We start from the raw sequence: 25,913 nt of genomic DNA on the forward strand, positions 1-25,913 counted from the left end.
CTCCGGGGTGAGGCGCTCGGCGCCCTGCCCCGGAAGTATGGAAGCATGAACTTCCCCGAGGTCTTGAAGCAGCCGCCCACGTTCGTCGCCGCGGCACTCGTTACCGCCTGCCTCGTCGCTCTGCTCACTGCGATCGGCGGCTTCCTGCTCATCGACGGCGCCACGCGCACGGCGCTCACCGTGAAGCCCGTCGGGGCTGGAGCCGTCTCGACGTCCGTGGACGCGGGCACGGGCGCTAACGGGGCCGACGCCGGAGGCGCTGCGAAGACCTCCGCGATCCTGCGCTAACGCTTCGCCAGGAGGGCGGCCCGCCCTAAGCTGGAGTCATGTTGCACCCATTCTTCGCGGAGGGCCCGAAGCCTAGAATCTTCGGGCATCGCGGGTACGTGTCTGAGAGCGCGGCCGCGCAGGGCGTCGCGGAGAACTCGCGGGCTGCGATCGCAGCGGCGCTCGGCGCTGGGGCTGACCTCATCGAGTCTGACTGCCAGCTCACGGCAGACGGAACGGTCGTGCTCTTTCACGACAGCACGCTCCAGCGCACGCTCGGCGACCCGCGCCGCATCTCAAGCGTCTCCCAGGCCGAGCTCGCCTCGCTCATGGCCGACCGTGGCGGGCTGCTCACGCTCGAAGAGGCGCTGTCAGAGTTTCCGGGCACACGGTTCAACATTGACATGAAGTCGGCAGAAGTGGCGACTCCCGCCGGAGCGCTCATTGGCGCGCTCGGGCCCGAGCGCGTGCTTGTCGGGAGCTTCTCCGACAGGCTGCGGCTTGAGGCGCTCGCCGCAGCGGACGCCGCGGGCGGAAGACCGGCGACGGGGGCCGGGCAGACCGCCACCGTGAAGGTGCTCGCCGCCGTCGCGATGCGCTCATCCTCGCTGCTCGACCGGGCGTTCGCCGGGCTTGACGCGCTGCAGATTCCAGTGCGCCAGGGGCCTGTCAGGGTGCTGAGCCCCGGCCTGCTGCGCGCCGCTCACGCGCGAGGGGTTGAGGTGCATATCTGGACGGTCAATGAGGCTACCCAGATGCGCGAACTCGTTGAGCTGGGGGTCGACGGCATCATCACCGACCGCACCGACCTCGCGGTCGCGGCGCTTCGACCCTAGGGGCTGGCGGGCCCGGCTAGACCGGGCCCCTGGCTAGACCCGGCCTGCACACGTTCTTCGCGTGAGCACACCTTCCTCCCGCACTTTAGGGTGTGTTGAGGCGAGGAAGGTGGGCTCGGGGGTTTGTGGCTCGAGGGGCTCGAGGGTCGTGGGGCTTGCGGGGCTCGCGCGCCTCTCTGCTACCGTGCGCAGCTGCAGCGGTCGGCGAGCGCCACACCCTGCAGCGCATCTTCAATGTGTTCGCCGCAGCCGGCCCAGGTCGGCTTCGAGCAGTTCTCGCAGGTTACGCGTGCGCACATGATGTGTCCTTTGTGTGAGTGATTCTGAATGGTGGACGGCAGCCAACACTGTCCGACCACACCATCAAACCAGACGGGCGCATCGATAGGCTTAAGGATTGAAGAGGGCGAGCCGCGAAGACGCGTGCCGCCACCGGCTACGAAGGAGACCCGATGAGCGAACAGCTCGAAACAGTCATCAAGCAGCACGTTGACACCGCGTTCGAAACCACGATCGAGGAGCTGTGCGAACTCGTGCGCATTCCGTCGGTGTCATGGCCCGCGTTCGACCCCGCGCACGTGCAGGAGAGCGCAGAGAAGGTCGCCGAGCTCATGCGCTCGACCGGCGTCTTCGAGTTCGTCGACATCAGGCGCGCGCCGGTGGCCGGGCAGGAGAACGAGGCTGACCCCGAGCTCGGTCAGCCCGCGGTGATCGCGCGCCGCCCTGCGAAGAACGGCGCCCCGACCGTGCTGCTTTACGCGCACCACGACGTGCAGCCTCCCGGCAAGGAAGAGGAGTGGGACACCCCACCGTTCGAGCCGACGGAGCGCAACGGCCGCCTCTACGCGCGCGGCGCAGCCGACGACAAGGCGGGTGTGATGGTGCACGTCGCTGCGATCCGCGCGCTCATCGAGGCGAAGGGCGAGGACTTCGACCTCGGCCTCGCCGTCTTCATCGAGGGCGAAGAGGAGTGGGCGTCGCAGTCGTTCGCGAACTTCTTGCGCGAGAACCGCTCGGAGCTTGAGGCCGACGCGATCATCGTCGCTGACTCGGGCAACTGGGATGTCGACACCCCAGCCCTCACTGTCGCGCTCCGCGGCGCGGTCGCGTTCAACGTGCGCATCGAAACGATGGCGCACGCGACCCACTCGGGCATGTTCGGTGGCGCCGTTCCCGACGCGATGCTCGCGGCCGTGAAGCTGCTGGGCACGATGTGGGACGAGGACGGCTCGGTCGCCGTCGAGGGCCTCACGAGCGCCGACCTCACCACCCCTGAGTACGACGAAGCGCGTCTGCGTGAGGAGTCGGGCCTGCTCGACGGCGTCTCGCCCATCGGTCGCGGCGAGATCCTATCGCGCATGTGGGCGCAGCCGGCGATCACGGTGACGGGCATCGACGCGCCGAACATCGCGAACGCCTCGAACACCCTCATCCCGAGCGTGCTCGTGCGCATCTCGGCCCGCGTCGCGCCGGGTCAAGACCCGCAGGAGTTCTACGACGCGCTCACGGGCCACCTCACGAAGCACGCGCCGTTCGGCGCGAAGCTGACGTTTGAGGATCCGGGCCTCGGCCAGGCATTCAGCGTCGACACCTCGGGCCCCGCGGTCGCGCACATGCGCGCGGCGATGACGGGTGGCTTCGACCGCGAGCCCATCGACATGGGCATCGGCGGGTCGATCCCGTTCATCGCTGATCTGGTTGACGAGTTCCCGAAGGCCGAGATCCTGGTCACCGGCGTCGAGGACCCCGACGGGCGCCCGCACTCGCCGAACGAGTCGCTGCACCTCGCGTCGTACAAGAAGGCACTCGCGACCGAGGCGATCTTCCTCGCCCGCATGAACGACGGGCTGTAGCCTCCGCGCGACCGGAAACAGCGAGAGGGGCTGGTGGATCATGATCCACCAGCCCCTCTCGCTGTTCGGACGCTGAGCCCGGGCGCGTGTTACTCCGCGTGAGCCGGGCCCGCGGGGTCAGCCGGGGTAGCGGGTGCGGCGAGGGGAGCGGCCGCCGAGGCGCCGTTCTGGGCCTTGAGCAGGTCGCGGATCTCGCTGAGCAGCTCCTGCTCAGTCTCCACGACGGGCTCCTCGACCGCGGTCGTGGTGCGCTTGCGGAGCTCGTTCATCGGCATGACGAAGACGAAGTAGACGACCGCCGCGACGATGATGAAGTTGATGAGGGCGCCGAGCAGCGCGCCGAAAGCGATGGTGCCGCCGTTGGGCAGCTCGACCATGAGCGCGGTGTCGAGCGAGTCAGCCTTGAAGAACATGCCGATGAGCGGCGTGATGAGCGACGACACGACCTTCTCGACGACCGCGTTGAACGCTGCACCGATGACAACAGCTACCGCCAGGTCGATGACGTTGCCGCGGAGCAGGAACTCCTTGAAACCTTTAAACATGTGCTTCCCCTTTGCGTGAACCGTGAACCAGTGCAGGTGTTTCGCACCTAATGTATTGCGAATCCTGGCCGCGCGCGAGCATATTCGCTTCATGTCGCAGACCCAGCCACGCCGCCGGGGCCCGGGGTACGCTGTGCCTATGGACTTCATCGGTGCCCAGCCCACGCTCGATCTCACCTATTCAGACGTCTTCCTCGTGCCTCGGAGGTCGGCGGTCGGGAGCCGCCTCGCGGTCGACCTGGCGCCCACCGACGGCACGCCCGCCACGGTCCCGCTCGTCTCCGCGAACATGAACTCGGTGACGGGCCCGAGGCTCGCGGCGGTGCTCGCGCGCCGCGGCGGCCTCGGGGTGCTGCCGCAGGATATGAGCGAGACGGGACTCATTGACGCGATCGCGTGGGTAAAGGCGCAGCCCGTGGGCTTCGACACCCCGATCGTGCTCGGGCCCGAGCAGACCGCAGCCGATGCCCTCCGCCAGGTACCCGCGGCGGAGGGGCAGGTTGTCGTGGTCGTCGAGGGCGGCTCGGCCTACGCGGGTGCGTTGCCCGGCGGCTCCGAGCCCGGGCAGACATTCCCGGCGGAGCGCGTGCTCGGCGTCCTCGCCGCGACGCGGCTCGCCGAGCTGCCCGGCGACGCCAAGCTTGGCGATCTTGCGACTGGCCGGGTCCCGGTGCTTGAGCTCGGTGAGCTTGGCTCGGCTGCGAGTGAGCCCCGCGCGATGTTCGACGCCGTCGATGCTGCCCTCACGGGGAGCGGCGATACCGGCGCCGAGGCCGTCATTATCGCCGAGCAAGGCCGGGTGCGCGGCACGCTCTCGCGCAGGTCAGCGCTCAGGGCATCGATCTACCGCCCGGCCGTTGACGGGGGCGGGCGCCTCGCCGTCGCTGTCGCGGTCGGCATCAACGGCGACCCGGCCGCTCGGGCGAAGGCGCTCGCGGCCGCGGGCGCCGACGTGCTTGTCGTTGACACCGCGCACGGACACCAGGATGGCATGATTCGGGCGCTGCGCGAGATCTCCGCGCTCGGGCTCGGGCTCCCGATCGTCGCGGGGAATATCGTCACGGCCGACGGCGTCGTCGACCTCGTCGGCGCAGGCGCCACGATCCTGAAGGTCGGGGTCGGGCCCGGTGCGATGTGCACGACCCGCATGATGACGGCCGTCGGCCGCCCGCAGTTCTCCGCCGTGCTCGAAACCGCGCAGGCGGCTCGTGAACTCGGCGCCCACGTATGGGCAGACGGCGGCGTGCGCTACCCGCGCGACGTCGCGCTCGCGCTCGCCGCTGGCGCGGGATCGGTCATGATCGGATCGTGGTTCGCCGGCACCGCCGAGTCGCCGGGGGAGTTGCTTGCCGACGCGAGCGGCCGCCAGTACAAGGAGTCGTGGGGCATGGCTTCGACGAAGGCAGTGCAGGGCCGGTTCTCGAAGCTTGACGCCTTCGAGCGCGCGCGCAAGGAACTCTTTGCCGAGGGTATCTCGTCGTCGAAGATCTACCTAGATCCGCAGCGCCCGAGCGTCGAGGATCTGGTCGACATGATCACGTCGGGCGTGCGGTCGTCGTTCACCTACGCTGGCGCGGCGTCGCTTGCGGACTTCCACGTGAACGCGCGCGTCGGCCTGCAGTCTGCCGCCGGGTACGAGGAGGGCAAGGCGCTGCCCGTGTCGTGGTAGAAAGAGCGGACGTTCGACCTTAGCTCGGATTCTTGGTACCGTTCCTACATGACAGGCCTACGAGCATCAGCGTCCACAGTGTCCGGAATTCAGCGCAGAGGGGCGCTGCGTCGGGCGTTTGGGGTGTCACTGACTGTGCTTGCGGTAGCCGCCCTGGTCGGTTGTTCGTCGGCCGCGCCAGAGAAGCCTGAGGCGTCGGAGCCGCCGAAGAGCTCGCCTGCTCCGGTCGAGACGACGCCAGAGCCGGCTGCCGAGGAGCCAGTTGAGTTTCCGATGCCCGCCGCCGCGGGCGACCCGGGCCAGTCGCTCGAGGAGGCGTGCACGCTGCTGTACGCGGGCTCCGCAATCCACCAGGAGGGCGCATCGGCGCTCAACCTGAAAGACACAGAAGAGCTTGCGCGCGAGCTGCCGCGGATTGTCTCGGAGTCGCAAGCCGAGTTCGTGAAGGTGGGCAACCCCCAGGCGGCGCCGATTGCGACCGAGTATTCGAAGCAGGTGGCGCTGATGAGCCAGGCGATGCTCGGCGGCGAGTACGCGATGACCGAGATCGCCGCGGCGGGTGCGGGCGTGCAGGCCGTCGTTGACGACGCCGTTGCGCTCTGCCCGAACCCCTAGCGGCGCCTCCGGGCCGCGAATATGGCCGATGGGTGCGCGGGGGTCGTTAGACTAGGGAGCCTAGCTGCGTAGATTGCAGCGCTCTCAAAACTCGAAGTGCACTCAAGGAGCTTTGGTGGAATACATCTCGACCCGCGGCGGGATGTCCCCCGCACCCTTCAGCGCGACGCTGCTCGAAGGGCTTGCGACCGACGGTGGACTCGCCGTTCCCGAGACCATGCCCGAGATCACCCTTGACCGGATCGAGAGTTGGCGTTCCCTGAGCTACGCCGAGCTCGCCACCGAGATCCTCAGCTTCTTTGCGACCGACATCCCCGGCCCTGAACTCGCCGCGATGTGTGAGCGCGCGTACCGCGAAGAGGCCTTCTCTCCCGGGATCGTGCCGCTCACGACCATCAGCGACTCGATCACGCTCCTCGGGCTCTCAGAGGGGCCGACGCTCGCGTTCAAGGACATGGCGATGCAGTTCCTCGGGCAGTCGCTCGAGTACGTGCTCCGCAAGACCGGGCGCACGCTGAACATCGTCGGCGCAACGTCGGGTGATACCGGCTCCGCGGCCGAGTACGCGCTTCGTGGTAAGGAGGGCGTCTCGGTCTTTATGCTCTCGCCGCAGGGGCGCATGAGTGACTTCCAGCGCGCTCAGATGTACTCCCTCGACGACGCGAACATTCACAACATCGCCGTCGACGGCGTCTTCGACGATTGCCAGAACCTCGTGAAGGCGATCGCGGGCGACCTCGAGTTCAAGCGCGAGTACAGCATTGGCGCGGTGAACTCCATCAACCTCGGCCGTATTTCCGCGCAGGTGGTGTACTACTTCTGGGCGTGGCTCCGTGCGAGCGACGCGCTCACCGCAGAAGAGCGCGAGACGTTCAAGGTCTCGGTCACGGTTCCGTCTGGCAACTTCGGCAACATCCTCGCCGGGCACTACGCCCGCGAGATGGGCGCGCCGATTCGTCGCCTCGTGCTCGCTGCAAACGAGAACAATGTGCTCGACGACTTCTTCCGCACCGGCGTCTACGCTCCGCGGGCCTCGGCAGAGACCTACCTCACGTCGAGCCCGTCGATGGACATCTCGAAGGCGTCAAACCTCGAGCGCTTTATCTTCGACCTGCTCGGGCGCGACCCTGAGCGCCTGAACGCTGCGTGGCGCGAGCTCGAGGAGACGGGCAAGATCGACTTGAGTTCCGAACTGCCGCGGTTCGTCGGTGAGTTCGGGATCCAGAGCGGCACGAGCACGCACGCCGACCGCGTTGCGACGATTCGCTCGGTGCGCGAGGAAAGCGGTGTCATGATTGACCCGCACACCGCCGACGGCGTGAAGGTTGCCCGCGAGCACGTCGAGGCTGGCGTGCCGATGCTTGTGCTCGAGACCGCGAAGCCCGAGAAGTTCCCCGAGATCGTGCTTGAGGCGACGGGGGAGCGCCTGGGGATGCCGTCGGAGCTCGCGGGCCTCCTCGACCTGCCGCAGCACGTTGTGGAAATGAGTAACGATGAGGGCGCGCTGCGCGAATTCGTCGCGGCAAGGGCTCTGCGCGCGTAGACTCCACAACACATGGACCGCACCTAGGAGGGGTTTCCAGTGTTCGGACGCCGCACAGAGCAGGTACTCACACGACGCATTGTTGAACTAGAGCGCCGGAGCGGCATTCGCGTGCCGTCCGACGGCGCCACCGAGCCATCGAAGCCCGATCCGACCTCGAGCGAGGCCAGGTCGCGCGCAGGCGGGGCCTGGGGTGACACCTTCGGCATGATCGCGACCCGCTCGCTGCAGGTCATCATCGTGCTCGTGCTGACGACGGCCGTGGTGTTCGGGCTGCGAACCCTGAGCACGGTGTTCATCCCGATCCTGCTCGCCCTGATCTTCGCGAGCACGTTCGCGCCGGTGATGCGCTGGCTCCGGGAGCGGCGCGTGCCCTCCGCGCTCGCGACGGTGCTCGTACTGCTCGCGATCGTGCTGCTCCTCGCGGGCGTCGGCTGGCTCATCGTCTGGGCCGTTCGCGATGAGTGGGACGAACTCGCAGAGCAAGCGCAGAGCGGGTTCGAACAGGTTGTCGCCTGGGTGCAGACGCTGCCGTTCGCACCCAGCTCAGAGCAGATCTCTGAGTGGCAGGACGCCGTCGTTGACTTCGTCACGAGCTCACAGTTCGGTTCGGGCGCGCTCGCCGGCGTTGGGGCGATCACGAGCTTCGTCACGGGGCTCGTGCTCATGATTGTCGTGCTCTTCTTCTTCCTCAAAGACGGCCCGCAAATCTGGCAGTTTATCCTCCGCCCGTTCCGCGGCGACGCTCTCGCTCGGGCGGAACGCGCAGGCGCGAAGACCGTGTCGACGCTCGGATCGTACGTGCGCGGTACGGCGGCCGTCGCCGCCGTCGATGCGATCGGTATCGGGATCGGCCTCGTGATCCTCGGCGTGCCGCTCGCCCTGCCGCTCGCGGCGCTCGTCTTCATCCTCGCGTTCATCCCGATCGTCGGTGCGACCGTGGCCGGCATCCTCGCCGCCCTTGTCGCCCTCGTGGCGAACGGACCGATCAGCGCGGTGCTCGTCGTCGGCGTCGTCGTGCTCGTGAACCAGCTCGAGGGCAACTTCCTGCAGCCCGTACTTATGGGGCGCGCGCTCAAGCTGCACTCGCTCGTGATTCTGCTCGCCCTGACGATTGGCACGGTGCTCAGCGGTGTGCTCGGCGCGGTGCTCGCCGTGCCGATCGCCGCCGTTGCCTGGGGCATCATCCAGGTGTGGGACGGCCCGAACCTCCCCGCGAAGCCCTTCCGCCCGCGCGAACAGCGCGCGTAATCTCCGGCGGCGCACGGTGCGCCGCCGCACCCGAAAGGACGCCATGCGTTTTCTCCTCAACATCCTCGCGCAGATCGTGCTCGCCGCGATCGCGCTCGTGGTGATCCACTTCGCGCTCTCCGGCGTGACGCTCCACCTCGCCGGGTTCTTCATCGCGCTCGGCGTCTTCACGCTCGCGCACGCGATCCTCCGCCCGGTCGTGATGAAGCTCGCGGAGCGCTACGCGGCGCCGCTGACCGGGGGAGTCGGCCTCGTCGCTACGCTGCTCGCGCTGTGGATCGCGACGCTGTTCAAAGGAGGCATCGTCATCTCCGGCCTGCAGGCCTGGCTGCTTGCGCCCGCCATCGTGTGGGTCATCACCGCGCTCGGCGGTTGGATCGTCGGAAAGTTCGTGATCGACCGCAGGCTCGAGAAGCGCGATTTGGCGAGGAAAATTGCGCATTCCAAGAAGTAGCGGCGGCGCAACACGCGCGGGTGCACCGGTTTTGGGCCCTCGATTTGCGCAGGGGCGGGGTACGTGGGAATATATATGAGTTGTCAACGACGGCCTAGGCCGGAAGGAGACAACAGCGTCCGGCCCCATCGTATAGCGGCCTAGTACGCCGCCCTCTCACGGCGGTAACGCGGGTTCGAATCCCGCTGGGGTCACCGGATAAGAAAGCCTCACCTTCGGGTGAGGCTTTCTTCGTTTGTGCTCGGCGTTGGTGTAGTGTTGCCAGGCAGTGGGGGAAACCGGATGTCCGGTTTCTCCCTTTTGTATCTGTGGGCCGTTTGCAGATCTGATGGGCTGAAGGGCGGACGATGAGTGACATCGAATTCGATGACGGGCTTGCTGGGGCGCTCTCTCAGACAGTTCGGAGTGTTGCTGATGAACTGCGGTCGCAGGCCGTGCTTCGTAGTGATGCGGCGCATGCGGCTGCGACCGATTTTGCGGGCGCGTATGCGGTAGCGTTTGGCCTGGCATGTTGGACTGAATCGCAGGATCGTGGTCGCTTAGCTGGGGCGCTGCACGCGGTCGCGGACCAGGTAGATGGTGCCCGCGTGAAAGCGCAGGAGGAGCGGTCACGCCTGCAAGCAAGAGCTGAGTGGCGTGCTCGTGAGGAGCAGAGGCTTGCGGCCCAGGCGGCAGATCCAACTGGAAGCGAGTACGCGGCGGAGGCAGCAGGTGATCCTGAGCCCTCCACCCCGCGGGTAGCGGCTCCGACAATCACGGCGGTGTTTCGACAGGGACAGCGTTCCCGCGCCGGCGGGAGCAGCCCCGGGAAGTCTTCCGCTGATCCAGAGAAGCTCCGTGCGTTTGCGACACAGAGTCGTGGCCTGAACACCGCAATGGACGACTTGATCTTGCGCACGCAGACCGCATGGTCTGGATTTACGGCAAACTGCGGCTGGGTGAGGTTCGGGACGATCTCGTTTCTGAACGGATTTACCGCGATGTTGCGCGAGAACCAGCTCGACGTCGTCTGGGTGGGACATATCGCGGAGGCGTTCGAGAAGGCTGGGGGGTTGGGATCCCTCCCGAACACGGTCATTCAGACCGCTCTCGCGAAGTATGACGCGCGTATCGGGACCAACCGGTATCACCCGCTACTCGAAGAGCTGTTTGGTGACCCGTTTAAGCCCGGCGGGCAGCTCAAAGCTACTCCGACGCCCGAAGCCGTGGGGCTGTGGTGGGCAGGCCTGACGGAAGCGCAGCGTGCGAAGCTACTTGCGTCGGTGCCATTAGTGATTGGCAACCTCGACGGGATCCCGATCTCTACCCGAATTGAGGCGAACGCGTTGACCGCGAATTACTTCGCAAGCAGACCTGACCTCACGAAGAACGAGCGAACCTACTGGGAGGCTGTCGCAAAGGGTTCCCGAATACTCGTGTCGAGTGACCCGGCGAACTATCGCATCATTGAGATGGTAGGGACACTCACCCCGGCTACCAAAAACACAGTTACGTATATCCCTGGCACGGGAGCGAGCATGAAGGACTTCTACGGGCGCAGTATCCAGGCCTTTGCAGAACACCTCGTGGAAGAGAGCGCGGGCGAAACGGTCGCGTTCGTCTACAAGGATGGCCCGTGGGCGACGTGGGCCGGAAGCCGCCGCAACTCCAGCGCTGCGGCAATGCAGGCGCTTGGTGACAAGGTTGCTTCGTTCCAAAACGGTGTGATTGGGCTGGACCCGACCGGTGGGGCGATTCCGCAGAACGGGATCACGCACAGCGCCGGGCTGACGATCACCACGGCCGCTGAGCGTAAACGGGTGAAATTTGACAACGTCATCTCGCTGTCTGGCTCGTATGTCATGCCGGGCTGGAGTCCGGTCGAAGGAACAAAATACCATCACATGCAGTACGACAACGAGGCGATCAACCTGCTTGACGATCTCGCGGTTCACGGCACCCCGCATAAGCTGACGGGTGTGTTTACGCAACACATCTTTGACGGTGAGGGCACCGGTAAGATTCCTGCGCATAACCGCATCGCTCAAGGACCTGGCACCAACGCCGAGCCGCTGGAACGAGCTGTAGGAATCCTTGAGGAGTCAAGATGATTATCCGTAGTTCAGCGGTTCTTGTCGCGCTCGTGTGTGGTGTCATGCTGTCAGCTTCGGGGTGTGCTCCCGACTTATCTCCCCAGGAGGAATACGTGCTTCCAAAGATCAGCCTCGCAGAACTCCGCGCAACCCAAGATGCTGAGCTTGAGCGGTTTAGAGAGCTCGTGCCGTCCGACATCATCGTCAAGGATTACGGCATTTCGCCACCACGCAGGGCGATGTCGTGCAACGTATTGGATGCTCAGCCGATTACCTCGGATAGCGGAGTGCAACTTGCAGGCCGCTGGCGTGCGTTGGCTGCCGCCGAGACGGACCTGGAAACGATAGTCGAAGAGATCCGAGCAAACTACGCCGCAAAGTCTGGCTGGAGCACGCGGTCGGGAGATCAGCTCGATGATCCACTCACGAGTACCCTGGTCGTCTTCACTTCACCGGACGGCTACCAGTACTACGTGCGTGTTAGCACTGAGCCCAATCGTGAAGGTTTGAAAACGGTCTCGGTGTCGAGTTTTAGCCCGTGTGTGGAGACCCCAGCTGACATCGACCTCGATGCTCGGTACTGATGGCGCGCATCGCGACGCCACTGTTGCGTCACAAACAGTGAATACCCAGCGGTAGCCCTGCTCCCGTGACTGCCGGTGTAACGCCGTCAAAGCCAGTTCGAGTACGCCGAGTTGTGTGGCAAGGAGATCGGTCATGTTTCGGAAAACTGTTATAGCGCTTCCCGCATTTCTGCTTGTGCTAACTGGGGTGTCTGGCTGCACGAGCCTCTCCGGGCTGCCCTTTGGATCTGCGGCTGGGTGTGCGCCGGCCTCTGAGGTAAATTCGAGGTTCAACACGCTTCTCCTGGCCAGCGGCATGGGGCTCTCCGAGTCTGACCTGATGGACCTCGACGACGGGCCGTTTCAAACTGTGTCCCCGAGTGTGATCAACCCGCCTCAGTTGAGGCGGCTGCTTGGGCAAGCATGCGTGTACGAGTCCCAGGACGCGGCGCCGGGTTTTGAAGACGGTACCGCCTGGTTCGTTGTCACCAACTCGGAGGTCGAGCATACGGCGGTGGAGGGACTCGTAGAGGGTTGCTCGTACCCTTCAGAGAGAGAAGCTGTCTCGGAGTTTACGGACATCGTGCAAGATGGCGCCGAGTTCTTCGGGGAGGTCAATGGTGAGATTTCTCTCAACTTCGCCGAGATCTTCCCCCACGCTCAGTATGCTGCGCTGCTACAGGGGTGCTGACCGGCGAAACGGGTGCGGGGCTTGCGGAGCCCTCCGGAACGTCTGCCACGCGGATCTGGGACTGGCGGTGGCCGCGCGCGGCGGAAGGGGAGCGCGGTTGAGTAGCGCCCCTCGGGAGTATGCTTGAACCACCATTTCAACGCACAACGAGGAGCACGTAGTGACCCGCACGATCAAGCTTGCAGTGATTCCAGGCGACGGTATTGGGCCGGAGGTGATCGAGCAGGCAAACCGCGTCATTGACGCGGTCGTAGCTGGGGGCGACATTACGATTGAGCGCACCGAGTTCAAGCTCGGCGCCGAGCGCTTCCTCGAGACCGGCGACACGCTGCCTGAAATCGAGCAGGCCGCGATCGCGAGCCACGACGCGATCCTCTTCGGCGCGGTCGGCGGCGTGCCCGGAGACGAGCGCCTCCGCTCCGCAAACATCGAGCGTGGCCTACTGCTGAAGCTGCGCTTCGACTTCGAGCACTACGCAAACGTGCGCCCGTGCGTGCTGTTCCCGGGCGTCGAATCGACGCTCGCGAACCCCGGCACTGTCGACTTCGTCGTCGTGCGTGAGGGCACTGAGGGCCCCTACGTCGGTAACGGCGGCCGCCTACGGCCGGGTACCCCGGCAGAGGTCGCGACCGAGGTGTCGGTGAACACCGCGTTCGGCATCGAGCGAGTCGTTCGCTACGCGTTCGAGACGGCGATGGCGCGCCCCCGCAAGAAGTTGACCTGGGTGCACAAGACCAACGTGCTCGTGCACGCTGGTGCCACCTGGCAGGGCGTTGTCGAAGCGGTGCGCGAGGAGTACCCCGAAGTCGCAGTAGACTACATGCACGTCGACGCGGCAACGATCCACATGGTGCAAAACCCAGCACAGTTCGACGTGTTGGTCACTGACAACCTCTTTGGTGACATCCTCACCGACCTTGCCGGCGCCATCGGCGGCGGCATCGGTCTCGCGGCATCGGGCAACATCAACCCCGACGGAACCTTCCCCAGCATGTTTGAGCCGGTACACGGCTCCGCACCCGACATCGCCGGGCAGCAGAAGGCCGATCCCACGGCCGCGATCCTTTCGGCAGGTCTCATGCTCGACCATCTCGGGCTTGACGCCGAGGCAGAGCGCCTGCGCGCGGCCGTCCGCGCCGACCGCGCCGCGGCGGGAGCCCAGGCTCGTTCGACGACCGAGGTCGGCGACGCGATCATCGCGCAGATCCCGGCCCGCGCCTAACCACACCCCCGGCGACAGCCACCCACACTTCTCACACTGACCAGAAAGGCGTGTCATGACTGACTCAACCTTCACCCTTACCGAAGCCGAGCGCCTTCCCGCAGCAGAGCGTGACGCGATCCTCGCGAACCCCGGGTTCGGCGACCACTTCACCGACCACATGGTCTCAATCATCTGGACCGCGGCAGACGGCTGGCACGACGCGCAGGTACTGCCGTACGGCCCGATCGCCATGGACCCCGCGTCTTCAGTGCTGCACTACGGCCAGGAGATCTTCGAGGGAATGAAGGCGTACCGTCGCGCCGACGACTCGATCGTGATCTTCCGCCCGGAGGAGAACGCGCGCCGCCTGAACGAGTCGGCGGTGCGCCTCGCCCTGCCCGAGCTTCCCGTCGAGCTGTTCGTCGAGGCGACGAAGCGCCTGGTCGAGATCGATTCGGAGTGGGTGCCCCGCGGCGCCGACCAGTCGCTCTACCTGCGCCCGTTCATGATCGCCGATGAGAGCTTCCTCGGCGTCCGGGCTGCCCAGCGCGCCCGTTTCATGGTCATCGCGAGCCCCGCCGGCCCGTACTTCACCGGCGGCGTGAAGCCTGTCTCGATCTGGCTGTCGCAGGATTTCGCGCGCGCGGGCCATGGCGGCACCGGCGCCGCGAAGTGCGGCGGCAACTACGCCGCCTCGCTGCTCCCGCAGAACGTCGCCGCAGAGAACGGCTGCCAGCAGGTGCTCTTCACCGACGCGGGCAACCCCGACGTTATCGATGAACTCGGCGGCATGAACCTCTTCCTCGTTCGCGCTGACAAGACGCTGCTCACGCCGGCACTCAACGGCAACATTCTGCCGGGAATCACGCGCAAGAGCCTCATTCAGCTCGCGGAGGATCGCGGATACGCCGTCGAGGAGCGGGCCGTGACCGTGACCGAGTGGCGGGAGGGAGTCGCCGACGGGTCGATCGTCGAGGCGTTCGCCTGCGGCACCGCGGCCGTCATCACGCCGATCGGGCAGCTGAAGTCGCCCGACTTCACGATCGACTTCGGCGACAAGGCTCCGGGAGAGCTCACGCTGTCCCTGCGCGAGGAGCTCACCGGGATTCAGTACGGCACCCATGAGGATCGCCACGGCTGGCTCACCGAGATCCCGACCGCCGGCGTCGCCGCCTAACGCACTGGAGGAGTGGCAGTGAAGATCGCACGATTTGAGGCTGACGGCGAGATCTCGTTTGGCATTCTCGACCCAGCGGAGGATGGCAACGGCGTCGAGATCGTCGAACTCGTAGGCGACCCCATCGTCGCGGGCTACGACACGACGGGTAAGCGCTTCCGGTTCGAGGACGTGCGGCTGCTCGCCCCCGTGATTCCGCGCTCGAAGATTGTGTGCGTCGGCAAGAACTATGCCGACCACATTGAGGAGATGAAGGGTGTCACGGGCGGCGACGCGCCCAAAGAGCCGCTGCTCTTCCTGAAGCCGAACACCTCGGTTATTGGCCCGGGCGGCACGATCGTGCGCCCCGCGATCTCGGATCGGGTTGAGCACGAGGGCGAACTCGCGATGGTGATCGGTGCGATCGCGAAGGACGTCCCTGAGGATCGCGCGCTCGAGTACGTCTTCGGCTTCACCTGCGCGAACGACGTCTCAGCCCGCGACATTCAGATCGCCGACGGCCAGTGGACGCGCGGCAAGGGCTTCGACACGTTCTGCCCGCTCGGGCCGGTCATCGAGACGGACCCCGACCTTTCTGACGTGCGGGTGACGACGCGAGTGAACGGCGAGACGCGCCAGGACGGCAAGACGTCGCAGCTCATCTTCTCGCTTGCGCGCATCGTCGCGCACGCGTCGCAGGCGTTCACGCTGCTGCCGGGCGACGTGATCCTGACAGGCACCCCGGCGGGCGTCGGGCTGCTTGAGGCCGGTGACGTCGTCGAGGTTGAGGTCGAGGGCATCGGGATCCTGCGCAACACCGTCGCATAGCGCGCCGCGCGTGCCGGCTGAGTCCCTCACTGATCCGTGGGGGACTCAGCTGTTTCAGCCCTGGCTGAGGCCCTCCAGATCATCCCGCAAACTCGTCGCTCGCTCTGGGACTCGGGGGAGTGCCTGCGCGGAAATGCTTCGGGCAAGTTGGCCGTCCTCAAGTAGCACCGCGACCCGGGCCCAGGTGAGGAGGTGCGCGGGGTGCATGCTCTCGTCCGATGCGGCAGCCTCGGCGCCGGTTCGGAAATCCTCCGGGAACGCGGTGAGCGGGCCGAAGAGCTCCTCTGACTGACGCGGCCATTCCGAGACAAAGAACGCGACAGATTCAGCAGCCTCGGCTGCGCTCTGGCCGTAGGCGAACTCGGCATCGGAGCCGTTGCGGAAGCCTGAAATGATCGAGCTACGCCAGGCACAGTCGTGCTCCCGGAGTTGGTCGGCAGGGGTGCTCGAAGTTGCAGCGACCTCGTCGAGCGGGCTCAAGTGCACGCCAAGGCCGACCTGGAAGACGTCGGCCCGAGGGCGATGTTGAATTTCGACGACGTGCGTGACGCCTCCGGGGAGCACGCGGCGGGCGACGTCGCCCGACCGGACGAATCCGCCCGCGTTCAAGAGCGGGAAGAACTGCCGCCGGAACTCGGCATTGATGGTCTTGCGGTCCACGGGGCTCCTCCTATCGGTGCTGCCCCCATTTTAGGGGCCGGGCGCAGCATCAGCTGTGAGGTGAGACAATAGGAGCACGATGGATCCGAACAAGCTCAACCACACCCCGCCCACCGGCGAGTCGAAGCTCATTAAGACTCGCCCGAATACTGGCGGGCTCGCTCGGCGACCCCAGGTGCGGCCGAAGACCGAGGGGTGGACGCAGATCACCAACCCCGACGGTCGCCCGACGCTGCAGTTCGCATCCCCGCGCGTGAAGCAGCCGGACACGCACCTCGCCGACATGACGCTCGCTGAGCGCGAAGCGAAGGTCGTCGAAATGGGCCTGCCAAAGTTCCGCGCGAAGCAGCTCTCGGTGCACTACTTCGAGCACCGGACGACGTCTCCCGAAGAGATGACCGACCTGCCGAAGGACCGGCGAGACGAACTCGCTGAGGCGTTCTTCCCGCCGCTCTTGAGCGAGGTGAAGAAGCTTGTGACCGACGACGGCAACACCGTGAAGTTCTTGTGGCGCCTGTTCGACGGCGCGCTCGTCGAGTCGGTGCTCATGCGGTACCCGGGGCGCATCACGCTCTGTGTCTCGAGCCAGTGCGGCTGTGGGATGAACTGTCCGTTCTGCGCGACGGGGCAGGCTGGCCTCACCCGCAACATGTCGACCGCCGAGATCCTTGACCAGATCGTCCAGGCGAACCGCTTCATCGCCGAGGGTGGGCTTGGACACAAGCGCCGCGCTGGCAACGGTGCCGAGCCCGAGCGCGTGAACAACATCGTGTTCATGGGTATGGGCGAGCCGCTCGCGAACTACAAGCGCGTCATGAACGCTGTGCGTCGCATGGTGGCGCCGTCGCCCGAGGGGCTCGGCATGAGCGCACGTGGCATCACGGTCTCAACTGTTGGCCTCGCGCCCGCTATTCGTAAGCTCGCGGACGAGGACATTCCGGTGACCTTCGCGCTCTCGCTGCACGCCCCGGACGACAAGCTGCGCGACGAGCTCATCCCGGTCAACAGCCGGTGGAAGGTCGACGAGGTGCTTGACGCCGCGTACGCCTACTACGAGAAGACCGGCAGGCGTGTCTCGATCGAGTATGCGCTGATCAAGGACATGAATGACCACGCTTGGCGCGCGGACCTGCTCGCTGACAGGCTGAACCAGCGCGGGCGCGGCTGGGCGCACGTGAACCCGATCCCGCTCAACCCGACGCCCGGCTCGATCTGGACATCCTCAACGAAGGAGGTCACGCGGGAGTTCGTCGACAGGCTGAACGCTGCCGGCGTCGTAACGACGCTGCGCGACACCCGGGGCAAAGAGATCGACGGCGCGTGCGGCCAGCTCGTGGCAACCGAGCAGGATCGCGCTGACGCGGAGGCGTTCGCCACGGCCTAGCGCTTCGCTGCCCGGCCGCTGCCCAGCCACTGCCTTGCCACTGCCTTGCCAACGCCTGGTCAGTGCTTCGCTGCCCTCGCGACGCCAGACCACTGCTTAACTGCTGACCTCCCTGCGCTGGCTGAGGGCCGCGAAGAGCTGCCGTTTGAGCTCAAGCGGTTGGCGGTAGAGCAGTGAGCTCGTGACCCTGAGCACGCGCCACCCGTGCTCGGCGTACGCCTGGTACTTCTCGACGTCGCGCACGAACTGGTTCGCCAGACTGAAGTGGTGCTCGCCCTCGTACTCGATCGCGAGCCTCAGGTGCGGATAGGCGAACTCACTGCAGCCGAGCAAACGCCCGTCGGGGGAGTAAACGTCGTAGTCGAGCATTGGTCGCGGTGCTCCCCACGCCTCGAGCAACACGCGAATGTGGCTTTCGGGCGGCGAGGCGCTCTGGTGCGTGAGCGCCGGCAGTGTCTCCCGAAGCGAGTGCCCGCCGCGACGGTATGGCGTGGTGGCTGCTTGTTCGAGCTGGGGGAGCGTCGCCAAAGCGTCGCGCTTGTACCGGCTGGTTCCCGGATATCGCGGGTGCCGGAGTACGGCGTCACCGAGTGCAACCGCGTCGGAGCGCGGGAGGCCAGGTGAGAGCTGCGCCCATGTCGTTGCTGGGTCTACCACTGGGATGCCTCTGAGCACGACCACTCTGACCTGCCTGGGCGACAGCGTCCGGTACTTGACGCCACAGAGTTCGTGAGACCGCTTTCCCTCGCACGAGGCAACGTCAACGCGAAGCTGGGCGTCGCCTAACGGTGGGGCGACGGGGAGCCTCCACAGCACCGCGGCTGTGTGGTGCGAGAAAAACGCGTGCGGCTTCATCACCTCACGGAGCTTGGTCGCTCGGAGAGCGATCGACTGCCGCCATCGTTCGTGCGGGTGGGGCTGACGGCCGCTGTCCTGGCCTGGAGGGTATCCGGCAATCCCGCCATCAACCCGGGCGTAGGTGCCCGGGGCAATCCGCACCACGTCATCGCCGTGCAGGCGGCGGCTATCAACACCGGCAGCGCGGGCAGCGCCGGCCGTGAACACGTTGCCGAGGGTGGCGGGCAGAGGGTGCTGGCGTCGATCCATGCGGCAATCCTGCAGGCTTCGGGTCTGACAGCTCGAGCGAGTGCGCACACCTGTGGAGAATCGGGTCTCCCAATTCAGGGATCACCATATGTGGACGAACCACCAGCCCCAAACCCCACAACCAGCCCAGCCCCAGTGCCCAGGCCCGCAACTTTGTCTGCGGATTGACGTACTTCGGGTGGGTCTAACTACGTCAAGACGAAGAGAAAGTCTTCTGGGCTGGCAGCCGGCAGCTGGCAGCCGGCGACGGCGGGCAGGGCCGGCAGCCCGCCCAGCCTACCTACCGCCCCAAAGCCCCCGCCAGCAGCTCCACGTCTTCGGGCGTGTTCCAGAGGTGGAACGACACCCGCGCGTTCCCAGCCCGCCCCGAGGCGACGAGCCCTGCCTGCTGCATTGCCGCGAGGTCGGCTCCGTCAGGGTCTGGCCAGGTCACAATCGCGGAGTTGCCGGGCTCCATCCCGAGCACTGCGCGCGCGGCGTTCGCGAGCCCCACCGCGTGATCGTGAACCGCGGCAGAGTCGAGCGACACGAACAGCTCAAGGGCCGCCGCGGTTCCCGGCACGAGCGGCCACAGTGGGGAGAGGTCGAACCGCCCCGCCCCCGCGGCGAGCGGGGTGTGGCCCGCGTAGCACGAGCTCCACACGTCGTCAGCTGAGCACCAGCCAGCGGCGAGCGGCGTGAGCGTCTCGTCGAGGCCCTCCCTCACAGTGAGGAAGGCGGTGCCGCGCGGCGAGCACAACCACTTGTAGGCGTGGCAGACCGTGTAGTCGAAGTGGGCCGCGCCGACGGGCAGCCACCCGAGCGACTGGGTGAGGTCGACGCAGGTGCGCGCACCGACCGCGGCCGCCGCCGACGCGATCGCCTCGTAGTCAGCAACCTCACCCGTCGCAGACTGCACGAGCGAGAACGCGACGAGCGACGTCGACTCCGTCACCGCGGTAGCCAGAGACGCGACAGGCGCGTACCTGACCGTCACGCCGCGTGAGGCGAGCTGTTCGAACGGGTGGGAGAGCGATGCGAAGTCTCCCGCAGCGCAGAGCACCTCGCCACCGGCGGGCACTCCAGTTGCCACGATCGACACGAGCTGCGATACCTGAGACCCGAGCGCGACGCGCGAGGCTGCAACTCCGGCGAGCGTGGCGTAGAGCCCCCTCACTCGCTCAGCGGTGTCGCCGATGGCGCGGGCGTCGAGCGCGCCCCGACCCCACGCGTCGTTGAACTCTTGGCTGGCTCGCAGCGTCTCGTGCGTGGGGAGCCCGCCGGTGCACGCCGAGAGGTATCCGCGGGTCGGTGCGAAGTGGCTCGAGAAGTCTGGTGACGTGGGCAGCGTTGCCGGTGAAGTGGTCATGCTGCCAGGCTATGACCAACCCAAACATAAGAATAGGGAATGATTCTTATGAAAGACTTGCGCCTGGGTTATAGTGGGTGCTGTGAACGCGACACGAACCACCGATCCCCTCGGCTCGATCGACTCGACCGAGCTTCGGATCTTGCACACGCTCTCGGTGACGGGATCACTGACCGCGACCGCGGCGGCGCTCGGCCTGAGCCAGCCCGCCGTCAGCCAGCGCATCAAGCGCGTGGAGACGCGCCTTGCCGTGCCGCTCATCGAACGCTTTGGCCGCGGCATCAGGCTGACGACCGCCGGCAACATCCTCGCAGACCACGGCCGCACGGTCGTGAGCGAGATCGACGCGGCCCTCGCCGCGATCGACGACCTCCGGGGTGAGCGGGCCGGTACGCTGAGGCTCGTCGGCTTCCCGTCTGCTTCCGCGACGATCGTTCCCGCGATCATGCGCAAGCTCGCCGCAGAGGCCCCCGAGGTCGCGCTCCAGTACCGCGAGGCAGAGCCGCCCGAGGCGACCGAGATGCTGCGCGACGGTGAGGTCGATTGCGCGCTCATCTTCGACTACGAGGGGGCGGCAGAGCTCCCCGCGGGCTCCGCGTTCTTCCCGCTCTGGGAAGAGGAGGTGCACCTCGTCGTCTCCGAGCGCAGGGCTGCGGAGCTCGAGGGGCTCGGTGCAGAAGGCGGCCCGGCGAAGCTCGGCGAGTTTGCCGCAGACCACTGGATCGCCGGTTGCGAGAAATGCCGCGGGCACCTGCTTGCGGCCGCCCGCGACGCCGGTTTCGATCCCGAGATCATCCAGGAAACCGACAACGTGCCCGCAATGCTCGCGATGGCGGCAGCCGGAGGCGCGGTCGCCCTCGTACCGGGCCTCGCGCTCGCTGCGGCCCGCACGCTGCCCGAGGAGGCGGTGCTCGTCGAGCTGGATCCGCAGCGCCACCGCACCATCGGCCTCATCGCGATGGCGACCGCAAATGAGAGCCCGCAGGTTCGCCTCGCGAGGCGCCTCCTGTCGGGCATCGACAGCGCCTGCTGGGGGCTCACACCGGCCCCGCAGTAGCGCGAGCCGCAGCCGCGCCGACCCCAGCATCACCCCGCCGAACGCACCACCACATCAAGGAGACGTCGAGTGACGACGAACGCGGCAGCGCAGCCCGCACGCAACACGCAGCCAACGGGATACCGCGACCGCTTCCCGCGCGAACTTGGCGGCCCACTCCAGCGGCGCACGCTCATTGTGCTGTCGACGGCGACGATTCTCGGTGGTCTCGGGTTCGGCGCGTCGGCCTCGGTCGGCGCTCTGCTCCTCGCCGAGGTGAGCGGCAACGACGCGATCTCGGGTCTCGCTGCCGCCATGTCAAACGCGGGGGCTGCCGCGGCCGGGATCCCACTCGCGAGAATCGCGGCCCGCAAGGGGCGCCGCACCGCCGTTGTGCTCGGCAGCTCGATCGCGATGGTCGGCGCGCTCTTCGCGATCTCAGGAGCGGCGCTCGCGCTGTGGTGGGTTCTCGCGCTCGGGATCGGGATCCTCGGCGTTGCGTCTGCCGTGCAGTTGCTGTCGCGCTTCGCCGCCACTGACCTTGCACTGCCGAAGAACCGCGCCCGCGACCTCTCGCTCGTGGTGTGGTCGATCACCGTCGGCGCCGTGATCGGGCCGAACCTGATGGGCCCGGGGGCTGTCGTGGGGGAGGCGATTGGGGTGCCGTCGCTCGCCGGCGTGTTCGTGTTCACGTTCTTCGCCCAGCTCGCGGCGGTGTGCGTGAACTTCTTCGGCCTGCGGCCCGATCCGCTGCTCACGGCGCGGGAGATCCAGGCGGCGGCTGTCGCGGCGCGCCCCGCTGACGCGCCCGAGACGACGGCCGAGGTGTTCGCCTCACGCCGCGCCAAGGTACTGGCGATCGTCATCATCGGTACCGCGCAGGCGATCATGGTGGGGCTCATGGCGATGACCCCGCTGCACCTGAAACACCACGGCGGCAGCGACGCGCTCGTCGGGATCACGCTCAGCCTGCACATCGCAGGCATGTACGCCCTGTCGCCGGTCTTCGGCATCCTTGCCGGGAAGATCGGCAGGTTGCCGGTGATCGTCGGCGGGTGGGTGATCCTGCTCGTCGCGATCTACTTCGCCTACCTGTCTGGTGAGAACAGCCTCTGGGTGCAGATCGCGATGACGCTCGTTGGCGTCGGTTGGAGCGCCGTGACCGTTGCGGGAGCGGCGCTGCTCACCGACCTCACCGCGCTTGGTGAGCGCCCGAAGTGGCAGGGGCGCGCGGATACGTTCATGAGCGCCTCTGGCGCGGCGGCCGGTGTGCTCGCCGGAATCGTGTTCGCCGTGAGTGACTTCTCGATCCTTGCGCTGGTCGCACTCGCGGTGCTGGCGCTCGGCGCGATCGCGTCAATGTACCCGAAGCTGCGAGTCGCCAGGCAGCACTGAGCCGAGCCCGCCATAAACGGCTAAACTGGGTGCGATGTCTACTACCGTCGAACCCCAGTTTTCAACCGCAACCGGCAGCGACGTTCGCGTTCGCTTCTGCCCCTCGCCGACGGGTACACCCCACGTCGGTATGGTGCGCACGGCCCTGTTCAACTGGGCGTACGCCCGGCACACGGGCGGCACCTTCGTGTTCCGTATTGAGGACACCGACGCGGCGCGCGACAGCGAGGAGAGCTACGGCCAGATCCTCGACTCGCTGCGCTGGCTCGGCCTGACCTGGGACGAAGGCATCGACGTCGGCGGCCCCCACGGCCCGTACCGCCAGTCTGAGCGCGGCGACATTTACCGCGAGATCGCCGAGCGTTTGAAGGACGCTGGCTACCTCTACGAGAGCTTCTCGACGGCCGAGGAAATCGATGCGCGCAACGAGGCAAACGGCCGCGCGAAGCAGCTCGGGTACGATAACTTCGACCGCGACCTCACCGACGAAGAGCGCGCGGCGTTCCGCGCAGAGGGCCGCGAGCCCGCGCTCCGCTTCCGTATCCCCGATATGGACCTGAGCTTCGACGACCTCGTGCGCGGCCCGATCAGTTTCCCCGCTGGCTCGACGATCGACTTCGTTGTCGTGCGCCCGAACGGCGCTCCGCTGTACACGCTCACGAACCCCGTCGACGACGCGCTCATGGGCATCACCCACGTGCTGCGCGGCGAAGACCTGCTGTCGTCGACGCCGCGCCAGGTCGCGCTGCACCGCGCACTCGTCGAACTCGGCATTGAGACCGCGATCCCGCAGTTCGGCCACCTCCCGTACGTGCTGGGCGAGGGCAACAAAAAGCTCTCGAAGCGCGATCCCGAGTCGAACCTGCTGCACCACCGCGAGCGCGGGTTCATCCCCGAGGGGCTGCTGAACTACCTGTCGCTGCTGGGCTGGTCGATCTCCGCTGACCGCGACGTGTTCACGAGCGACGAGATGATCGCGGCGTTTGACGTCACCGACGTGAACCCGAACCCGGCCCGCTTCGATCAGAAGAAGGCCGACGCGATCAACGCCGACCACATTCGCCTGCTCAGCGAGGACGACTTCTTTGGGCGCATCCTGCCCTACCTCATTGCGGGCGGCGCGCTTCCCGTCGAGCCGACCGAGCAGCAGCTCGCGACCGTTCGTGCCGCGGTGCCGCTCGTGCAGAGCCGCGTCACGGTGCTCTCCGAGGTCGTTCCGATGCTCGGCTTCCTGTTCACCAGCTCCGCCGCGCTCGTCTACGAAGACGACGCGCTGAAGTCGCTGAAGGACGACGCTCCCGAGACACTGCGCGCAAGCATCGCGGCACTCGAAGCGCTGCCTGAGGACGGCTGGGCGACCGAGCCGATTCAGACCGCACTGCAGGGCGCGCTCATCGAGGGGCTTGGGCTCAAGCCCCGGGTCGCGTTCGGAGCGCTCCGCGTGGCGGCGTCGGGGCGCCGCGTCTCGCCGCCGCTGTTCGAGTCGTTCGAGTTGCTCGGGCGCGACGAGACGCTCGCGCGCCTCCGTCGCCTCGAAGCTCAGCTCTCGGGCGAGTAGTCGGGAGCCGGTGGGCGTACATCGCCCGCCGGCCAGGAATCGGTTGAGTGAAAGAAGGAGACGAGGGCAGATGGTGATCGAGACAGTTGCGGATAACCCCGCAGCTCCCTACGGAGTGGCCATTATCGGTGGAGGGCCCGCTGGGCTATCGGCTGGCCTGCAGCTCGTCCGGGCGAACCGGCGCATCGCCATCCTCGATTCGAACCGCCCGCGTCACTCGGCGACACTGCGCTCGCACGGCTTCCTCACCCGAGACGGAGCACCGCCCCTCGAGCTGCGCCGGCTCGGCCGCGAGGAGTTTGAGACCTACCCGACTGCCCGGTTCTCGCAGGCGATGACCCGCGAAATCACGCCGCTCTCGGCCGACGAGGCGCGCGAGGCTGGCTTTCCAGACGGAATCGGGTTCCGCGTGAGCGGCACCGGCCTGCGCGGCAGCAGCGACGTTGAGATCGTCGCCCGCCGCGTACTCATCGCCGCGGGGCTGACGGAAGAGCTGCCGCCGTTCCCGATGATTCGCGCGTACTACGGAACGGCGCTGCACTCGTGCGTCGAGTGCGACGGATTCGAGAAGACCGACAAGCCCCTCGCCCTCATCGGCGAGACCAGCGACCTGTTCGCCCGGGCCCTGCTCATCTCACGGTTCAGCTCAGACCTCATCGTCTTCACGAACGGGGCAGACACGATCCGGCCCGAACAGGAGGCCGAGCTCGGCTCCATCGGGATCCGCGTTGAGCGCCGCGCGATCGACGACATCGTCGGCGAGAAGGCAGACATGACGGGGGTGCGCCTCGCCGACGGTGAGGTGATCCCGCGCGTCGGCGGTTTCGTGCGCCCGCGCTGGCACGCGTCGGTCGATTACTTCGGTGACCTCGAGATCGAGCGCGATGACTGGGGCCTCGTGAAGGTGGACGAGCGCGGCGAGACATCGATTCGCGGCGTCTACGCTGCGGGAGACACGGTGCCGCCCGGGCCGCAGCAGCTCATCATTGCCGCCGGAAATGGCGCGAGCGTTGCTGCGAAGCTGAACATGGACATGATCCGTGGCGCGCTCGGCGTCGGCCAGGTAGACGAGTAAGCTGTGTTCTGCGCTCACGCACAGTGAGCGAGATTTCGCAGTACAGACGTGGGGCAGCGCGTCGTCACTCTCAAGGAGACAGTTGTGTCAGAGCAACAGCGCGCCCACTTGGTGCCTGGTGAACGGGCTGCGACGGCCGGTGGCCGCTACGCCCTCATTTCCGCGGCGTTCGTGGGGATCCTCCTCATCTCGAACGTCGTCGCGGTCAAGCCGATCGCGTTCGGCTCGATTCCCTTCGGCGACGCGCAGCTGCCGCTCGTGTTCGACGGGGGAGTGTTCCTCTTCCCGCTCGCGTACATCCTCGGCGACGTGCTCGCAGAGGTCTACGGGCTTCGGGCGTCGCGCCGTGCGATCTTGACGGCGTTCGCGCTCGCGCTCGTCGCGTCGCTCACCATTCTCGCGGTACAGGTGTCGCCGCCCGCCGACGGCTGGGAGAACCAGGAGGCCTTCGCGGCCGTGCTCGGGTTCGTGCCGCGCATCGTCGCGGCGAGCTTGGTCGCGTTCGTCGCGGGCCAGCTCGTGAACGCGTGGGTGCTGGATCGCCTGCGCCGAAAAACCTCGGGCCGCTTCCTGCGGACCAGGCTTGTCGGGTCGACGATCGCGGGTCAGCTCATCGACACGCTGCTCTTCTGCACCATCGCTTTTGCCGGAATCATCACGGGGGTCGACTTCGTCATGTACGTCGTGCTCGGGTACGTGGTGAAGGTGCTCGCCGAGGTCATTCTGTTGCCCGTGACAACGCGGGTGATCGCATGGACGCGCCGGGCGGAGGAAGCTGCGGCGTAGCGGTTTGGGGCTCCGCT

General features: G+C 66.7%; 24 protein-coding genes and 1 tRNA gene. 21 read left to right on the forward strand and 4 right to left on the reverse strand.

The window, feature by feature from the left end:
* The first annotated feature begins 45 nt into the window (after positions 1 to 45).
* The 3 genes from FB468_RS00925 (at position 46) to FB468_RS00935 (ending at position 2,956) form a co-directional block, all read left to right on the forward strand.
* The gene (locus tag FB468_RS00925) at positions 46 to 288 is read left to right on the forward strand and encodes a hypothetical protein (protein WP_141885697.1); all 243 of its coding nucleotides are present in this window, start codon (positions 46 to 48) and stop codon (positions 286 to 288) included.
* Between the two features lie 38 nt (positions 289 to 326).
* Complete coding sequence (locus tag FB468_RS00930) at positions 327 to 1,103, forward strand: glycerophosphodiester phosphodiesterase family protein (RefSeq protein ID WP_141885698.1); 777 nt, start codon at positions 327 to 329, stop codon at positions 1,101 to 1,103.
* Positions 1,104 to 1,555: 452 nt separating this feature from the next.
* A complete protein-coding gene (locus FB468_RS00935) occupies positions 1,556 to 2,956 on the forward strand; it encodes a dipeptidase (protein ID WP_141885699.1) in 1,401 nt (466 codons plus the stop codon).
* Positions 2,957 to 3,045: 89 nt separating this feature from the next.
* Here FB468_RS00935 and mscL read toward each other — a convergent pair whose 3' ends face one another.
* Positions 3,046 to 3,501, reverse strand: a complete 456-nt coding sequence (mscL, locus tag FB468_RS00940; protein ID WP_141885700.1) for a large-conductance mechanosensitive channel protein MscL — start codon at positions 3,499 to 3,501, stop codon at positions 3,046 to 3,048.
* A gap of 139 nt (positions 3,502 to 3,640) precedes the next feature.
* Between mscL and FB468_RS00945 the strand changes: the two genes are divergently transcribed.
* The 12 genes from FB468_RS00945 (at position 3,641) to FB468_RS01000 (ending at position 15,547) form a co-directional block, all read left to right on the forward strand.
* Complete coding sequence (locus tag FB468_RS00945; protein ID WP_141885701.1) at positions 3,641 to 5,170, forward strand: GuaB1 family IMP dehydrogenase-related protein; 1,530 nt, start codon at positions 3,641 to 3,643, stop codon at positions 5,168 to 5,170.
* Between the two features lie 123 nt (positions 5,171 to 5,293).
* Positions 5,294 to 5,785 carry a hypothetical protein gene (locus FB468_RS00950; protein WP_141885702.1) on the forward strand — a complete coding sequence of 164 codons (492 nt, stop codon included), beginning with the start codon at positions 5,294 to 5,296 and terminating at the stop codon, positions 5,783 to 5,785.
* Positions 5,786 to 5,900: 115 nt separating this feature from the next.
* On the forward strand, positions 5,901 to 7,328 hold the full coding sequence (thrC, locus tag FB468_RS00955) for a threonine synthase (protein WP_141885703.1): 1,428 nt from the start codon (positions 5,901 to 5,903) through the stop codon (positions 7,326 to 7,328).
* Between the two features lie 39 nt (positions 7,329 to 7,367).
* Positions 7,368 to 8,579: an AI-2E family transporter gene (locus tag FB468_RS00960; protein WP_246055668.1), complete on the forward strand. Its 1,212-nt coding sequence runs from the start codon at positions 7,368 to 7,370 to the stop codon at positions 8,577 to 8,579.
* A gap of 43 nt (positions 8,580 to 8,622) precedes the next feature.
* Positions 8,623 to 9,033, forward strand: a complete 411-nt coding sequence (locus tag FB468_RS00965) for a phage holin family protein (protein ID WP_141885704.1) — start codon at positions 8,623 to 8,625, stop codon at positions 9,031 to 9,033.
* 121 nt (positions 9,034 to 9,154) lie between these two features.
* Positions 9,155 to 9,227, forward strand: a tRNA-Glu gene (locus FB468_RS00970).
* A 567-nt stretch (positions 9,228 to 9,794) separates the two neighbouring features.
* On the forward strand, positions 9,795 to 11,123 hold the full coding sequence (locus FB468_RS00975) for a hypothetical protein (protein WP_141885705.1): 1,329 nt from the start codon (positions 9,795 to 9,797) through the stop codon (positions 11,121 to 11,123).
* A 95-nt stretch (positions 11,124 to 11,218) separates the two neighbouring features.
* Complete coding sequence (locus FB468_RS00980) at positions 11,219 to 11,689, forward strand: hypothetical protein (protein ID WP_141885706.1); 471 nt, start codon at positions 11,219 to 11,221, stop codon at positions 11,687 to 11,689.
* Positions 11,690 to 11,822: 133 nt separating this feature from the next.
* Positions 11,823 to 12,359: a hypothetical protein gene (locus tag FB468_RS00985; RefSeq protein ID WP_141885707.1), complete on the forward strand. Its 537-nt coding sequence runs from the start codon at positions 11,823 to 11,825 to the stop codon at positions 12,357 to 12,359.
* A gap of 160 nt (positions 12,360 to 12,519) precedes the next feature.
* Entirely contained in the window at positions 12,520 to 13,581 is a 1,062-nt protein-coding gene (locus FB468_RS00990) for a 3-isopropylmalate dehydrogenase (protein WP_141885708.1), read from the forward strand.
* Between the two features lie 55 nt (positions 13,582 to 13,636).
* Positions 13,637 to 14,740, forward strand: coding sequence for a branched-chain amino acid aminotransferase (locus tag FB468_RS00995; protein WP_141885709.1), 1,104 nt, complete (start codon positions 13,637 to 13,639; stop codon positions 14,738 to 14,740).
* A gap of 18 nt (positions 14,741 to 14,758) precedes the next feature.
* Positions 14,759 to 15,547 (forward strand): fumarylacetoacetate hydrolase family protein, encoded by a 789-nt coding sequence (locus FB468_RS01000; RefSeq protein ID WP_141885710.1) that lies wholly within the window; start codon positions 14,759 to 14,761, stop codon positions 15,545 to 15,547.
* Between the two features lie 54 nt (positions 15,548 to 15,601).
* Here the strand turns inward: FB468_RS01000 and FB468_RS01005 are convergent, their stop codons facing one another.
* Positions 15,602 to 16,207 carry a hypothetical protein gene (locus FB468_RS01005; RefSeq protein ID WP_141885711.1) on the reverse strand — a complete coding sequence of 202 codons (606 nt, stop codon included), beginning with the start codon at positions 16,205 to 16,207 and terminating at the stop codon, positions 15,602 to 15,604.
* Between the two features lie 79 nt (positions 16,208 to 16,286).
* Here FB468_RS01005 and rlmN point away from each other — a divergent pair, with 79 nt between their 5' ends.
* Positions 16,287 to 17,591 carry a dual-specificity RNA methyltransferase RlmN gene (gene rlmN, locus FB468_RS01010; protein ID WP_141885712.1) on the forward strand — a complete coding sequence of 435 codons (1,305 nt, stop codon included), beginning with the start codon at positions 16,287 to 16,289 and terminating at the stop codon, positions 17,589 to 17,591.
* Between the two features lie 96 nt (positions 17,592 to 17,687).
* Here rlmN and FB468_RS01015 read toward each other — a convergent pair whose 3' ends face one another.
* Together FB468_RS01015 and FB468_RS01020 are read right to left on the reverse strand one after the other, a co-directional pair.
* Positions 17,688 to 18,698, reverse strand: coding sequence for a hypothetical protein (locus FB468_RS01015; protein WP_141885713.1), 1,011 nt, complete (start codon positions 18,696 to 18,698; stop codon positions 17,688 to 17,690).
* Positions 18,699 to 18,978: 280 nt separating this feature from the next.
* Positions 18,979 to 20,046: an aminotransferase class V-fold PLP-dependent enzyme gene (locus FB468_RS01020; protein WP_141885714.1), complete on the reverse strand. Its 1,068-nt coding sequence runs from the start codon at positions 20,044 to 20,046 to the stop codon at positions 18,979 to 18,981.
* A gap of 82 nt (positions 20,047 to 20,128) precedes the next feature.
* Here FB468_RS01020 and FB468_RS01025 point away from each other — a divergent pair, with 82 nt between their 5' ends.
* The 5 genes from FB468_RS01025 to FB468_RS01045 all read left to right on the forward strand — a co-directional run bounded on the left by FB468_RS01025 (position 20,129) and on the right by FB468_RS01045 (position 25,896).
* Positions 20,129 to 21,103, forward strand: a complete 975-nt coding sequence (locus FB468_RS01025; protein ID WP_141885715.1) for a LysR family transcriptional regulator — start codon at positions 20,129 to 20,131, stop codon at positions 21,101 to 21,103.
* A 69-nt stretch (positions 21,104 to 21,172) separates the two neighbouring features.
* The gene (locus FB468_RS01030; RefSeq protein WP_141885716.1) at positions 21,173 to 22,477 is read left to right on the forward strand and encodes an MFS transporter; all 1,305 of its coding nucleotides are present in this window, start codon (positions 21,173 to 21,175) and stop codon (positions 22,475 to 22,477) included.
* A gap of 34 nt (positions 22,478 to 22,511) precedes the next feature.
* Positions 22,512 to 24,035: a glutamate--tRNA ligase gene (gene gltX / locus FB468_RS01035; RefSeq protein ID WP_141885717.1), complete on the forward strand. Its 1,524-nt coding sequence runs from the start codon at positions 22,512 to 22,514 to the stop codon at positions 24,033 to 24,035.
* A gap of 70 nt (positions 24,036 to 24,105) precedes the next feature.
* Complete coding sequence (locus FB468_RS01040) at positions 24,106 to 25,110, forward strand: NAD(P)/FAD-dependent oxidoreductase (protein ID WP_141885718.1); 1,005 nt, start codon at positions 24,106 to 24,108, stop codon at positions 25,108 to 25,110.
* A gap of 84 nt (positions 25,111 to 25,194) precedes the next feature.
* Entirely contained in the window at positions 25,195 to 25,896 is a 702-nt protein-coding gene (locus tag FB468_RS01045) for a queuosine precursor transporter (protein WP_141885719.1), read from the forward strand.
* The last annotated feature ends 17 nt before the right edge of the window (positions 25,897 to 25,913 follow it).

The organism is Leucobacter komagatae (genome assembly GCF_006716085.1).
In the GTDB taxonomy this organism is placed as follows: Bacteria; Actinomycetota; Actinomycetes; order Actinomycetales; family Microbacteriaceae; genus Leucobacter; species Leucobacter komagatae.

Coding starts and splice junctions, on each gene's coding strand:
- FB468_RS00925 (WP_141885697.1), top strand. CDS start 46: ATGAACTTCCCCGAGGTCTTGAAGCAGCCGCCCACGTTCGTCGCCGCG.
- FB468_RS00930 (WP_141885698.1), top strand. CDS start 327: ATGTTGCACCCATTCTTCGCGGAGGGCCCGAAGCCTAGAATCTTCGGG.
- FB468_RS00935 (WP_141885699.1), top strand. CDS start 1,556: ATGAGCGAACAGCTCGAAACAGTCATCAAGCAGCACGTTGACACCGCG.
- mscL (WP_141885700.1), bottom strand. CDS start 3,501: ATGTTTAAAGGTTTCAAGGAGTTCCTGCTCCGCGGCAACGTCATCGAC.
- FB468_RS00945 (WP_141885701.1), top strand. CDS start 3,641: ATGGACTTCATCGGTGCCCAGCCCACGCTCGATCTCACCTATTCAGAC.
- FB468_RS00965 (WP_141885704.1), top strand. CDS start 8,623: ATGCGTTTTCTCCTCAACATCCTCGCGCAGATCGTGCTCGCCGCGATC.
- FB468_RS00985 (WP_141885707.1), top strand. CDS start 11,823: ATGTTTCGGAAAACTGTTATAGCGCTTCCCGCATTTCTGCTTGTGCTA.
- FB468_RS00995 (WP_141885709.1), top strand. CDS start 13,637: ATGACTGACTCAACCTTCACCCTTACCGAAGCCGAGCGCCTTCCCGCA.
- rlmN (WP_141885712.1), top strand. CDS start 16,287: ATGGATCCGAACAAGCTCAACCACACCCCGCCCACCGGCGAGTCGAAG.
- FB468_RS01015 (WP_141885713.1), bottom strand. CDS start 18,698: ATGGATCGACGCCAGCACCCTCTGCCCGCCACCCTCGGCAACGTGTTC.
- FB468_RS01020 (WP_141885714.1), bottom strand. CDS start 20,046: ATGACCACTTCACCGGCAACGCTGCCCACGTCACCAGACTTCTCGAGC.
- gltX (WP_141885717.1), top strand. CDS start 22,512: ATGTCTACTACCGTCGAACCCCAGTTTTCAACCGCAACCGGCAGCGAC.
- FB468_RS01040 (WP_141885718.1), top strand. CDS start 24,106: ATGGTGATCGAGACAGTTGCGGATAACCCCGCAGCTCCCTACGGAGTG.